This window comes from Aphanizomenon flos-aquae FACHB-1287, assembly GCF_014698755.1.
In the GTDB taxonomy this organism is placed as follows: Bacteria; Cyanobacteriota; Cyanobacteriia; order Cyanobacteriales; family Nostocaceae; genus Dolichospermum; species Dolichospermum flosaquae.
In genome coordinates this window covers 84299-97133 of sequence record NZ_JACJTO010000008.1, presented here as the reverse complement: position 1 = coordinate 97133, position 12835 = coordinate 84299, and the positions used below count along the sequence as shown (strand labels likewise).

Sequence of the window (12835 nt, the reverse complement as noted above, 5' to 3'; positions counted from 1 at the left end):
GGCTTACTGAGGTGTGAGAGAAACTTTGACTCTAATTCTGTAAGTTCCTACGGGCAGGGTGTTGTCACCATTACCTTCTAAGGACAACTTAACTCCATAGTCGTCACCAGTGATAGGACCTGTTTGTAATACTCCAGGTGTATTTAATGATGTAGTACCAGCGCTGGGGGAAATATTACCAGTAGCGACCTGAGTATTGCTGGAGTCTTCTACTTGGGCGGTGATGACATCAATATCACCGAAGGTTTTGCTTGTGAATGTACTGCCATTATTTTCAATACCAGTAACGGCAAATTTTACCCCACTATTGCAGCTAACATTGATGTTACCCACGGTGTTAGTTTCTAATTTGAGGGGGTTTACAGTTCCATTAATGATGTTTGTTAAGGTTCCGCCTGTGATGCTGTTGACTGCACAACTTGGGGGGACAACACCGAAAAAATCAACATTAGCAGTTTGAGCTCGGACTTGAGAATTGAGGGCTATACTGCTTAAAGCGGCGATACCAGTTAATAGGGTACTACGACTTAGATTAATCATTGTTCTATGACTAAGAGTTTAAGTAATTATAACTTAACAGTAGTAAGATAACCAAGTTGTGATTTATTTTTTTTACTGAATTATTATTAAGTAATCAAGGCTACTCTAATCTCACTTTCTCTTAGTGAAGGAGGCAATTACTGGGGTGTGATCAGAATATTGACATAGATTTTATAAGTTCTTTGTGGTAATAAGCCAGAAATATTGGTAATCTTAAGGTAAATTAGATAATCTTTACCACTGCTGACTGCGGCTTGAACTGCACTTGCTACATTCAAAGGATGAACTGGGGTAGACTTACCACTAGGTGAAATTTCACTTTCAATCACGAGATTATCACCATCTTTGACTTTAGCGTTGATTAGATCAAGATCGTTATATGTTTTACTGCCAGATAAAACCGTACCCTGATTAGCAATATTGGTAATGCTCAAGACTATGCCAGTAGTGTTAGTGATATTTAGTACCACTGGTGTGGAATTATCTTGATTAGGGGTGTTCTGAATAGAACCAGGACTGGTGCTGTTAATCTTTACGACAGATGGTATCGTACCTATAAAATCTATATCAGCATTTTGGGCGGAGGCTTTCAGTGGGAAAGCAGTAGCAATGATAACAGCTAAAATTGTACTTACTGTGGTCGGGTAAATCATCATTAAGAATTGACAGGGGAAAGGAGAGCGAGAGGGAATAACCTTGGCTGCTTGTTGGGTCATACTATTAATGTATGCTTTTTGGGAAGTTGGAGTTTTAATTGTTGTGCGATAGCGAACACTTGTTTGTGATAAGAGGATACTGAGAAAGTCAAAAAAGTTACAGAAAAACTTCTCTCTTTGAAGGCTTACAGTATGCACGGAAGTTGAATTACCCTTTTTTACCCTTCGCAAAGAGGATTCTCTCGTCTTGACCAGGAGAGGGTTAGGGTAGGGTAGAATACTGGATAGTCTGATGACGCTTTCTATAGACATCAAGACAGAGATTATAAGCTAGTTGTGTTACCCAATATCTAAAGTTTTTGACTGTGTGAATACGCATTTTTTCCTCAGCTTTAAGCATGGCTTGACTCATAATATCCTTAGCATCAGGAATATTACTCATCCATATCAGACAAGCACTGTATAAATAATCTTGATGGTCAATCCACAGTGACCAAAAGTCCGGTAGTGTTGAATTTAATATATTATTCATAGGTTGAGTTCGATTTATTACTGATTACCTCTGTGATACTGTAACTCGACCAAATTTTGGCAATGTCTATATTATTAAGTCATGACTTCTGTATCGTATGTGCATATTTAACGAAGTTAAGTAAAGTTCGTCAATGAAAATTCTGGAAATCATGGTACAATTGCTTTCTAAATACTAGTTAGTAGAGAAAAATAACTTCACACTAGTGTTGTTAACTTCGTTAAATTCGTAATTTTTGGTAGACGTAATGAAGAATACTAGAAATCGGCTTACTTACATACTGACTAGTGTGGGTGAGAAGAAAATAATTGATACCCTCACGAAGAAATGTATTAATCCTCGTAATAGGATTAAGTGGATACAGATACAACTAGAAAATCATGGTATAATAATAAGTAAAGATACCATTCGCAAGATTTTAACAAAGGAGCGTGTTGAAGAGTATGCAATTCAATCCGTATTTGAGGCATTAAAACTATTTTATGAAAGTAATATAGACAGTATTCTAAGTTCAAAAGCTATAATTAATACAGATATTTGTCATCAAGACTTATTTTCTGTTGAGAATAAAGGTGTTAATTTTTTCGGTAGAGATGATGACTTAAAAAAGCTTAATACTCTCTTCAATCAACATCAAAAAATGATTGTTATTCAGGCTCCAGGAGGAATAGGTAAAACAACTTTAGCCAAGCAATATTTAGATAATCACGGCTTTGATTTAGTTTTATCCTTAGAAATGGTTCGGGAAACAGAGAATATCACTAGCATTGAAAGCATAGTTGACGAATGGTTAAAACAATATTTTCAAGAAGAACCAGGAAGGGAATTTGGGATTACACTGATCAGATTAAAAAAACACTTGCAAAATCGTCGGGTCGGAATATTAATTGATAATTTAGAACCTGTACTAGATAAACACGGTAAGTTTATTCAAAATCATAGTCGTTATTTAGAATTATTGAAGATATTAGCTGATACAACTGTGCAGTCATTTACAATAATTACGAGTAGAGAATGTTTATTTGATGACCGGATTGATGTAGTTTATCATTATTATTTAAGTAACTTGAGTAGTTCAGCATGGCAAAAATTTTTCGCATTTCACGAAGTTGAGATTGATGTTTCTTTACTAGAAGAAATGCACATAAAATATGGTGGTAATGCTAAAGCCATGCATATTCTAGTTGGGTCAATAGAAACAAATTATGAAGGAGATGCAACTGCTTATTGGCAAGAAAATTGTACTTGGGTGGAAAGAGGATTAAAAAATTTAGTTGTCAATCAATTTGAGAGATTACAAAGTTTAAATCCCAATGCTTATAAGTTACTGTGTAGGTTAGGATGTTATCGCTATCAAGATATACCGCAAGTGACTGAAGATGCTTTAATAGCTTTGTTGTGGGATATTCCTGACCAGCATATCTATATAATTAGAACTTTAAGAAGTTTGCGTTTGTTTGAATTTGCTAAGGGGAAGTATTGGCTGCATCCAGTAATTAAAGAAGAGAGCATAAAAAGGTTAAAATCAAGTCAAGAATGGGAGGAAGTTAACCGAAAAGCAGCCGAATTTTGGAGAGGTAGTGTGAAAAATATTCGCACAAGCGAGGACGCGAAGAAAGCCTTTGAAGCTTATTATCATTATGAATGTATTCATGACTTTGAAAATACTGGATATGTATTGATAGAACGAAGAAATAATTCCTTCACACCTGATGAAACTCTTGCTTTTTCTTACCATCGAGCGGTAGGATTAGTAAAAACAATATCTATATTGGATTTGATCATAAAAAACATAAAATCTCAATATATAATAGCAAGTATTGATTCTATTAAAGGTGAAATCAATATGCTCTTAGGAAATATAAACATAGCAATTAACTACCATAATAAATCACTAGCATTGGCAAATTCTCTTTTAGATGGGTTTGAAAATAATAAGATAGACACAAAATATGATGATATTATATTGTTGATATTAAAAAATAAAATATATTTATCTATCTGCTATATAAATAGCTGGGAACTGGAAGCAGGTCTAAATATTTTAGACCTAACCAAATCATGGTTAGCAACCATAATGCGAAAAGTAAGTCCAAGTTTAAAGTTAAAAATAAAAAGATATCAAATAAATATATCTCTGCAATTAGCTATTATATACTCGTACTTGAATCTAGAAAAAACATCAGTTGTTGATAAATTTTTTACAAAAAGATTATCTTATGGGTTTCTTGCTCAAGTTTTGGCTAAAAGACTATGTTATATTGTAGCTAATATCGAAACTTTGCTTATTAAGTCGGGTTTAGAAACTGAATTAGATTTTCTTGTATGGCGTAAAATCTATGTGTTAAACAGGTTAGGTATAATTTACAAAAATTTAGGGAATATTCAAAAATCTTTGATAATGTATCATGAAGTAATAAAATTGTCTCAAGAAAAAACTCGATTTTACGGGAACACGAACCCATTTATCCTTTCCTTGGAATCTTCTGAAGCAGTTAAATATAATCCTGAACATAATCTATTTGTAGCTCAGGCTTTAACTGGTTTAGCAGAACTTGCTCGCATCCAAAATAATTTTCAAGAAGCACTTTCTAAACATTCAGAATCAATAGAAATATTCAATAAAATCAATGCTAATAGATATGATTTAGCAGCAGCTTATTTCCAATTAGGTTTAACATATCAGAAAATGGGTGAATTTCAAAATAGTCAGATCAATTTTGAGCAAGCCATAATATTATTTACGGAGGCGGAAGTTCCTCTACAAGTTGAGAGAGTTCAAAAAGCAATTCAAAAACAATAACTCCCCAAGCGGAAGTCTTGTATGGGTAGAGTTTAATTTATTATCCACCCGGCGACTAGAAGTCGCGGCTACACAGACGAAACACACCTTCATGGGTTCAAAAGCGTGGACTTTGTTTGTGTGGTAGCAGTTTCTAATCGCCATAAACTTTTAAAACATCTTCTAAGGCTTTTATTTATGCCTTTGTTGATGCCATTGCCAAGCGTGAGAGACGATATCTTTAATACCTGGATATTGGGGTTGCCAATTCAAGATTTGCCGGGCTTTTTCGCTTGTACCAATTAAGGCTGGAGGATCTCCAGGACGGCGATCGCATTCCTTAACTGATATTAACATACCTGTGACATCTTCTGCCGCTGCAATTACTTCTCTGACTGAAAACCCGTTACCATTTCCTAAGTTAAAAACCTCGCTTTCACCACCATTTAATAAATATTCTAGTCCCAAAATATGGGCATCAGCTAAATCATTAACATGAATATAATCGCGGATACAAGTACCATCAGGAGTGGGATAATCAGTCCCAAAAATACTAATAGCTTCCCGTTGACCTAATGCTGTTTGTAATATTAAAGGGATTAAATGGGTTTCGGGATGATGATCTTCTCCTAATAATCCTTGGGGGTTAGCGCCAGCAGCATTAAAGTAACGGAAACGTACTGATTTAAAATTGTATGCTACATCAAAATCAGTTAATATCCTTTCTACCATTAATTTAGTTGCACCATAGGGATTAATGGGATTTTGGGGATGATCTTCTGTAATCGGAATAAAATTCGGTACACCATAGGTAGCACAGGTGGAAGAAAAGACAAATTTATGAATAGAAGCTGCTAACATTGATTCTAATAATGTTAATGTCCCTAAAACATTATTACGGTAATATTTAGCTGGATCAGTGACAGATTCACCTACATAAGCATAGGCGGAAAAGTGCATCACTGCGGCAAAATTGCGACTCTGAAAAAGATTATCTAGTAAAGTGCGATCGCTTGTATCTCCTACTATCAATTCTACTTGTAAAACCTGTTCTACTAAATCCCGATGTCCATAGACCAAATTATCAAGTATGACGACATCATAACCGGCTTGCTTGAGTGCTAAAACTGTATGAGAGCCAATATATCCTGCTCCTCCTGTTACCAAAATACTAGGTCTTTCCGCTGACATAGTTTCTCCTTGATGGTTATTTTGTTAAACTGATTTAGTGTAAGTCTAATGATTATAGAAAATAGTCAACGGATAATTATATAGTTTATATTAAGTTTAAACAAAATTGATTTGAGGGAATAACTATGACAGTATCCGTAGAATACATCCCTATTACTCCTATGGAATACCCGAAAGAGTCAACCAATAGCTGAAGGTGATCTACAATATACCCCTCTTCTGTCACTCTCCGAATTAAGCAAGTAGTAACTGAACTAAATTATCCAGAAGAATAAAAGGGTTTAAATCCATTCATCGCGCTAATGAGATGATTGAATCCAATCAATAAATCGGAATTGGGAAAAATATAGAGCCATAGATAAATTAACCAAAATAGTAAGAGTGGTTGGACAATTAAGCGGAGATTATTGAGAGCATTCTTCCATCCACTTTCATGATTCCATTGTTGATTTTTAGAAAAATCAACATAATTACTTTGTTCTACATTTGGTTCAGTTTGACCAGATTGATTTAAGGATAACAAAGCTGGAGAATTTAAACTAATCATTGTGTAAACACAAAAAATAATTTCCCACCACCTCTCAATATCCTTGAAATTAGTCAACCGATAATTTGTCCACCCTAGTTCCTGTTTGCACTGGCGAAAACCATATTCTACATAAGTTCTTAATTCATAGAGGTCACCTAAAGTTTTTTTTAGCTTTCCTTGAAGATTTGTCATAACAAAGGATGTAGAATTCTCAGGCATTTTTTCTGGATCAGTAGTGATTACCCAGTAAGTTATTGCTCTTTTTTTACCATAAATTATTTCCCTAACCCAACCTACATATCTTAATTAATGACTACTTAAAAGTGTTGGGTTTTCTTACGTCAACCCAACCTACATATCTTAATTAAGAACTAATTAAAAGTATTACGAAGCTCCTCTTTCATTTTATTTGCTGGGTTACGAGATTCGCTTTTTATATCATTAGTTTTGCCACGAGGTAGATAATTAGGGTTGACAATACTATTATCTATAGCTTTTTCAGTTTTAATTTCCATCTTTTTTATTACTGCTTTTGATTTTTGTTTCAAACTCGCATCTTTTATGTCTTCAACTGCATTGCGAATCTTGCTTTCAGCTTGCTTGGCTTTACCCATGAATTGATCTTTTTTATTTCCTGTCACATTACCCACAGCTTCTTGAACTTTACCTTCAATATTCTTATTTGTTGCGTCGACTCGATTCATACTAGCGATTTGAGTTTCAGCTAAACAATTTTCCGCAGTAAAAGCCGTAAAAGTTCCCATTAAAAAAACTAAACTCATGATCATAAAAAACTTGCGAATCTGTTGAAATAAAATCATTAGATTTTGCTCCTTTATAGATGAATAATTAATTTATAAAGCCAATATTTATTGTTTAGGACTTGATGTAGCAGTGGCAATCTTGACCAAAACCTGAACACTCTTAACACCCTTAATTTCCTTGGTAAGAGAATTAATTTTATTCAGTTGTTCTTGGGTTTGTACAGTTCCAGAAACTATAATTGCCCCATCTTTAGCAGTCACTGTTAATTGACTAGAGGGAATATTAGCCTCCAATTTAGAGCGAACTTCACTAGCTAAATCACTACTAGCGCGATTGGTGTCTCCTCCAGTGATATTATTACGTTGTTCACGAGCACGAATATCTGCATTAAGTTGATCTCTGCGGATTTGGCTAGTGGCATCCTTTTTGTTAGCTAGAATTGTTTGATCCGTGGGAACATCCCCGACTTTCTCTGTAGAATCCGGCGCGCTGCTGCTAGTTTTAGCATTATTGCCACAAGCAACCATTCCCAAAAGTAAAATGCTGCTCAAGAACAAAAGCGTAATTTTTTTCATAGTTCAACTCCTCAAAAATAGACCTTGTAGGGTCTAATTCATAACCTAATTTACACCAGTTTCCGGTATGATAAATTGCAGATATTAATGATAAAACTCTCCTGGTATCTTACCCGCAAAAAGTGTAACATACTCAATCTGAATATATATTTATACACGAGAAACAACAGAATCAGTATGACGAGTTACAATTGGGCTTTCATAAACTTCCCATTCACGGATTCCTCCCTGCTTAAAAATTGTTTCCGCCCTCGTAATTTCCGACTCTGTTCCATCTACAATTACTAAATAATCCCCATCAACCACACAATCGTGATAAACTCGGGCCCGATGTTCGGGAATTCCTAAACCTACTAACGTGCCAATTAAACCCCCAACCGCAGCCCCAATCGCCCCACCGACAAGAGTTGTAGCGATCGCCGTAGCAGCCGCCCCGGCCAACATAATCGGACCAATCCCCGGAATTGCTAGAGTCCCTAACCCAATTAGTAGCCCTGTTAGCCCGCCAACCGCCACGCCCGCCTCAATTCCAGTTTTTGCCCCATCCTCAGTACGAGTGGGTTCATGCTTGACTTCCTGGCTGATTTCATGGGCTTCTATCGGTTCTTCCACTTTTGTCTGACCAATTCGGTATCGCTGATTTAAGTCTTCATCATGTTTAGCAATCACAGATACCTGATTCATATCAAATCCATAATCTCGAAGTTGATTTAGAGCATTCTCTACCTCTTGGTGATTGGAAAACACTCCTACGGCTCGTTTATTATTAATTAAGATCATTTTTCTACCCTCTAGGGATTTTATTTTACATTTCAGATTTTAGATTTTAGATTAACTCAATTTCTGTTTACTTATAGGTAGTAAAGGCTTAAATCAAGAATTTAAAATCCAAAATTGGGTGGCAGGTGACAACAGGTAATTATGAATTAATAAGGAAGATCATAAAGTCCTAATTTACCCTTCCACCTGCCAGTTTAATCTATTCCATTACTTCCTTAACTTCCTTAACTTGATCTTTCACATCCTCAACAGCATGACGGATTTTAGCCTCTGCTTGTTTTTCCCTGCCTTCTACCTGATTTTTTGTATCTCCAGTTAAATCACCCATAGTTTCTTGAACCTTACCTTCAATATTTTTGGCGGTTGCCTTAACTCTATTTTTTGCACTCATAATCTGCTCCTAATGAAAAATTTACTACTGCGAAATATCGGTTTTATTTTCTTTCCACATTTGGACGTTCTTGGGTATTAATGTCCAATTCTTCCCGACGCAGAGTTTCTTCTGCTTCAATCGTTTCATGATCTACAACTTTATTAACTCTAACCTCTTCACGTAAGAAAGCTTCTTTATGAATGTCAGCAGTTTCCTCGTAGATATCTATATGAGTCACTTCACTAGCACCAAAACTATCCGCACCCAAAGTTACAGACTCCCCTGCTCCTGTAGGAGTTACCCGTTCAATCACAATGCGTTCTTTGTCTATGGGAACAGAAACCCGTGCCTTCTCTGTTTCTGTATGCTTCCCAACAATGACCTCTCCTGTTTTAGCGCGAATTTTGTTAGCAATTAATCGTTCTTGATATAGTTTGAAGGTTTGATGATCTTGATCATTGAGCCCGTATAGAGCAGGTTCTTGTTTATAGTCATAACCATTGCCATTACCAGACTTTATCGGCGGCGCTATCGGCGCTACCATTGTAGCTCCAGCAGTTCCAGAACCAAGCATACCCACAGGAGCAGGACCTTCTAAAAATGCTTCTGAACGATATACCCCCCTTACCTGCTCTTCATAGTTGTAATCAATTTCCTTGTGTTCGCTAAACTCAGGTAAATTCTCTGCTTGTTGTTTGGTCATTCCCACGGTATAAACCCGTTCTAAGGTATTATCAATCCGCGAACGACCAACCGGCAACAAAACCTTTTTACCAAAAATCCATAAGCCTAAATCAACAACAAAATACCGAAAATGCCCTTGATCATCTACTAAAATATCGCTAACTGTACCAATCTTCTCATCTACGCTTGCATAGACACCCATACCTTTGATATCTTTACCTGCAAAACTTTCACGATAGTTTGGATCAAATTCTTTGATTTTTAAAAGAGACATACTACTTCCATCTCCATTTTTTACAGTCTGGTAGGTAACAGGTCGACAAATTTCTTCCCGTCTCAGCCTTATCACCAGTTGACCCCATCAACTGTCGATAGATTATTTTCAACATTAGAACCTGGTAAAATTGAGTTATTATTTTTTAATGTTCTTGTTCTAATATGTATACATTAGATATTTTTATGGTTAAAACCGTCCATCAAAGGGTTGATTATGCTTGTACACCAATAGACAGAGATTTTTAATCAAGTAAATGCGTAAAAATAAATACAACATTTCCAATCACCCTTCTAGAAGTCAGGGAGCTATGTCCGTACTGATTGTTGACGAGACAGTATTAAAGGAATATAAATTTGTTTATACATGAATAACTAAAAAATACTCCTGGGAAAAATCCCGAATAATACACTAAGTGCCAAAAAATTGCACTAAAATCACTACGATAGTAATCTTTGGGTGTCAGGTATGAGATATTTTAAGTCACCTTGACGATAAAATTAATCGACCTCCAGTTGCGTCCAGGCTTACTGTGCTAAAAAATTAGAGAGTTAATTTATGTTTCAGTTGTTAAGCCGGGTTTTACTATGGCTCCTAATTGGTGTCGTAGCCTACTCCTTGTTCCGAAGATTTTACCCATCAGTAAATTTTGTCGGTAAATTTATTTCAGGTTTGGTAATCGCTGTTTTAGCTTTAGCATTTCTCAACCCCGGTGAACCAGCCATTGCTTCCCTGTGGCGATTTATATCCTTTCCGCTCAAGCCTTTAGGAGCATCGGTTTTAATGTTGTTCCTGGCTGCTCAGAAAATCAAAGCAGGTGGTATAGAGAAACCCGGAGGGTTCTTGTTAGGATGGGCACTGGCGGTTTTACTCCTATCCAGTACACCCGCTATCGCCTACTTCCTAGTTAGATCACCAATTGCGACAATTGAGGGTGTCACCATCAGTCAAGCAGCCCCCTTGTCTACCCTAGTAGCCTTGAGTCCAGCAAATCCTAACTCCACAATCTCAGATATTCAGCAGAACATCATCCCGCATCCGATAGAGATAAATTCTCCAACCTTAGCTTTTAATAGTCTAAATATGAATATCCCTTCCTATCTACTACAGGGACCTCAAGAAATCAGGACCAGAGGGCTACGGGTAGAAGACTTTGTTCCTAATGCGGAAACGCTGCAACTAATTACCCAAGTATGGGAAAGTTATCTTAACCAGATTTATGTTTTTCTCCGTGGGCGCGTGTAATCATTGGTTGTTAGTTACTGGTGAGTATTTTTAAATTTCCTTCTTTCCTCTTGCTCCTGACTCCTTTATCCTGAACTAAAAGTTACATAATTGTTGGCATGGCAAAATTTCACAGACTTGCTAAAATCGCCGATTATTTGCGCCCCCATTGGCGAGAAACTATATTAGGCATTATTGCCTTATTTATTGTCAATGGCTTGGGTGTCTATATTCCTTTGTTAATTCGCTCCAGCGTAGATAATCTTTCCCAGAGTTTTGGTTTTAATCAAGTCATTCATTATGTAATTATCATCACTCTGCTTAGTTCAGCTATGTGGATGATGCGTATGGCTTCTCGGATTTGGATATTTGGTGTGGGAAGACAGGTAGAATTTGACCTAAAACAGCGGATTTTTCAACATCTACTGCAATTAGAACCTGCCTATTTTACGGTTAATACTCCAGGGGATTTAATTAGTCGCGCTACCAATGATGTAGATAATATTAGACGGCTGTTAGGTTTTGCTGTTTTGAGTTTGGCAAATACTATATTTGCCTATATTCTTACATTACCAGTGATGTTGTCTCTAAATGTGGAACTGACATTGGCATCATTAGCAGTTTACCCATTTATGTTCCTCATGGTGCATTTGTTTAGCGATCGCTTGCGTAACGAACAATCCGCTGTCCAAGAGCAACTTTCAGAAATCAGCGAACTAGTACGAGAAGATGTTAGCGGTATGGCGCTGATTAAAATCTACGCCCAAGAAGACAATGAGCGTCAAGCCTTTAATCAGAAAAATGAACAGCTATTAACCGCTAACCTCAAATTAGCTAAAACTCGTAATATCCTCTTCCCCCTGATTGGTGGGTTAGCAAGCCTCAGTTCTTTAATCATTATTTGGTTAGGTACAGTCAGAATATCCTCTGGTTCCCTAGCAATTGGGGATTTTCTGGCCTTGCTAATTTATGTAGAACGGTTAGTTTTTCCTACAGCCTTGTTAGGATTTACTATCACTGCTTATCAACGAGGTGAAGTGAGTATTGACCGTTTAGAAACTATTCTCAGTGTGACTCCCAAAATTCAAGACGCACCAGATGCTATCCATCTGGAGGTAAACAAACTGAAAGGGGAACTAACAGCAGTAAACTTTAGTTACAGTTACTCCGGTGTAAATACCCCAGTTTTAGAACATCTTAATTTTACTATTGCCCCTGGGGAAATGGTAGCCATTGTCGGTCCAATTGGTTCAGGAAAATCAACCCTAGCTAATTCTATACCCAGATTACTGGATATTCAACCAGGACAGTTGTTTTTAGATGGCTTCGATATTACTAAAATAGCCGTGAGTGATTTACGGAGAGCGATCGCTTACGTCCCCCAAGATAGCTTTTTATTCAGTACCACAGTCAAAAATAATATCCGTTACAGTGATCCGATTACCGCAGAAGCAGATATAATTTATGCCGCAAAAATGGCGCAAATTGACGCAGAAATTCAGAATTTTCCCCAAAAATATGAAACTCTCGTCGGTGAGCGGGGAATTACCCTTTCTGGTGGCCAGCGACAACGGACAGCTTTAGCTAGAGCTATGTTAATTGATGCCCCCATTTTACTGTTAGATGATACCCTTTCCAGTGTAGATAATCAAACAGCTACACAAATCCTCGCTAATCTTTCTACAGGGGCAAAGAAAAAAACTGTAATTTTTATTACCCATCAACTTACCGCTGCTGCCATATCCGACCGAATTTTGGTAATGGATCACGGGAAAATTGTGCAAATTGGTAATCACTTAGAACTATTAGAACAGCCTGGACTTTACAAAACTTTGTGGAATCAGCATCAAGTAGAAGAACTATTACATTAAAACAAAATGGATTATTTTTTGTAATAATTAATAGTAATATTAATCACCGATGAGCATAA

General features: G+C 36.6%; 12 protein-coding genes and 1 pseudogene. 3 read left to right on the top strand and 10 right to left on the bottom strand.

Features of this window, described 5'->3' with window-relative positions; genetic code table 11:
• Window positions 1-3 precede the first annotated feature (3 nt).
• The 3 genes from H6G44_RS06095 to H6G44_RS06085 form a co-directional block, all read right to left on the bottom strand.
• Window positions 4-540, bottom strand: a complete 537-nt coding sequence (locus tag H6G44_RS06095; protein WP_190386437.1) for a hypothetical protein — start codon at window positions 538-540, stop codon at window positions 4-6.
• Window positions 541-677: 137 nt separating this feature from the next.
• Window positions 678-1256, bottom strand: coding sequence for a hypothetical protein (locus tag H6G44_RS06090; protein WP_190484294.1), 579 nt, complete (start codon window positions 1254-1256; stop codon window positions 678-680).
• A gap of 202 nt (window positions 1257-1458) precedes the next feature.
• Window positions 1459-1728 (bottom strand): RNA polymerase sigma factor, encoded by a 270-nt coding sequence (locus H6G44_RS06085; RefSeq protein WP_190386435.1) that lies wholly within the window; start codon window positions 1726-1728, stop codon window positions 1459-1461.
• A 247-nt stretch (window positions 1729-1975) separates the two neighbouring features.
• Between H6G44_RS06085 and H6G44_RS06080 the strand changes: the two genes are divergently transcribed.
• On the top strand, window positions 1976-4531 hold the full coding sequence (locus tag H6G44_RS06080; protein ID WP_190386434.1) for a tetratricopeptide repeat protein: 2556 nt from the start codon (window positions 1976-1978) through the stop codon (window positions 4529-4531).
• 171 nt (window positions 4532-4702) lie between these two features.
• On the opposite strand, the gene galE is transcribed toward H6G44_RS06080, so the two are convergent.
• From galE to H6G44_RS06045, 7 genes and pseudogenes are all read right to left on the bottom strand, one after another.
• On the bottom strand, window positions 4703-5701 hold the full coding sequence (gene galE / locus H6G44_RS06075) for a UDP-glucose 4-epimerase GalE (protein ID WP_190386433.1): 999 nt from the start codon (window positions 5699-5701) through the stop codon (window positions 4703-4705).
• 259 nt (window positions 5702-5960) lie between these two features.
• Window positions 5961-6521, bottom strand: a pseudogene (locus H6G44_RS06070) (transposase); the annotation flags it as partial.
• Window positions 6522-6601: 80 nt separating this feature from the next.
• Window positions 6602-7051, bottom strand: coding sequence for a CsbD family protein (locus H6G44_RS20715; RefSeq protein WP_375379353.1), 450 nt, complete (start codon window positions 7049-7051; stop codon window positions 6602-6604).
• Window positions 7052-7099: 48 nt separating this feature from the next.
• A complete protein-coding gene (locus tag H6G44_RS06060; protein ID WP_190386432.1) occupies window positions 7100-7570 on the bottom strand; it encodes a BON domain-containing protein in 471 nt (156 codons plus the stop codon).
• 150 nt (window positions 7571-7720) lie between these two features.
• Window positions 7721-8350, bottom strand: a complete 630-nt coding sequence (locus tag H6G44_RS06055; RefSeq protein WP_190386431.1) for a signal transduction histidine kinase (STHK), LytS — start codon at window positions 8348-8350, stop codon at window positions 7721-7723.
• A gap of 199 nt (window positions 8351-8549) precedes the next feature.
• On the bottom strand, window positions 8550-8741 hold the full coding sequence (locus tag H6G44_RS06050; protein ID WP_190386430.1) for a CsbD family protein: 192 nt from the start codon (window positions 8739-8741) through the stop codon (window positions 8550-8552).
• Between the two features lie 43 nt (window positions 8742-8784).
• The gene (locus H6G44_RS06045; RefSeq protein ID WP_190386429.1) at window positions 8785-9681 is read right to left on the bottom strand and encodes a DUF2382 domain-containing protein; all 897 of its coding nucleotides are present in this window, start codon (window positions 9679-9681) and stop codon (window positions 8785-8787) included.
• 558 nt (window positions 9682-10239) lie between these two features.
• Here H6G44_RS06045 and H6G44_RS06040 point away from each other — a divergent pair.
• Window positions 10240-10926 (top strand): hypothetical protein, encoded by a 687-nt coding sequence (locus tag H6G44_RS06040; protein ID WP_190386428.1) that lies wholly within the window; start codon window positions 10240-10242, stop codon window positions 10924-10926.
• A gap of 98 nt (window positions 10927-11024) precedes the next feature.
• A complete protein-coding gene (locus tag H6G44_RS06035) occupies window positions 11025-12776 on the top strand; it encodes an ABC transporter ATP-binding protein (protein ID WP_190386427.1) in 1752 nt (583 codons plus the stop codon).
• The last annotated feature ends 59 nt before the right edge of the window (window positions 12777-12835 follow it).

Coding starts and splice junctions, on each gene's coding strand:
- H6G44_RS20715 (WP_375379353.1), bottom strand. CDS start 7,051: ATGATTTTATTTCAACAGATTCGCAAGTTTTTTATGATCATGAGTTTA.
- H6G44_RS06060 (WP_190386432.1), bottom strand. CDS start 7,570: ATGAAAAAAATTACGCTTTTGTTCTTGAGCAGCATTTTACTTTTGGGA.
- H6G44_RS06090 (WP_190484294.1), bottom strand. CDS start 1,256: ATGACCCAACAAGCAGCCAAGGTTATTCCCTCTCGCTCTCCTTTCCCC.
- H6G44_RS06085 (WP_190386435.1), bottom strand. CDS start 1,728: ATGAATAATATATTAAATTCAACACTACCGGACTTTTGGTCACTGTGG.
- H6G44_RS06080 (WP_190386434.1), top strand. CDS start 1,976: ATGAAGAATACTAGAAATCGGCTTACTTACATACTGACTAGTGTGGGT.
- H6G44_RS06045 (WP_190386429.1), bottom strand. CDS start 9,681: ATGTCTCTTTTAAAAATCAAAGAATTTGATCCAAACTATCGTGAAAGT.
- H6G44_RS06050 (WP_190386430.1), bottom strand. CDS start 8,741: ATGAGTGCAAAAAATAGAGTTAAGGCAACCGCCAAAAATATTGAAGGT.
- galE (WP_190386433.1), bottom strand. CDS start 5,701: ATGTCAGCGGAAAGACCTAGTATTTTGGTAACAGGAGGAGCAGGATAT.
- H6G44_RS06095 (WP_190386437.1), bottom strand. CDS start 540: ATGATTAATCTAAGTCGTAGTACCCTATTAACTGGTATCGCCGCTTTA.
- H6G44_RS06035 (WP_190386427.1), top strand. CDS start 11,025: ATGGCAAAATTTCACAGACTTGCTAAAATCGCCGATTATTTGCGCCCC.
- H6G44_RS06040 (WP_190386428.1), top strand. CDS start 10,240: ATGTTTCAGTTGTTAAGCCGGGTTTTACTATGGCTCCTAATTGGTGTC.
- H6G44_RS06055 (WP_190386431.1), bottom strand. CDS start 8,350: ATGATCTTAATTAATAATAAACGAGCCGTAGGAGTGTTTTCCAATCAC.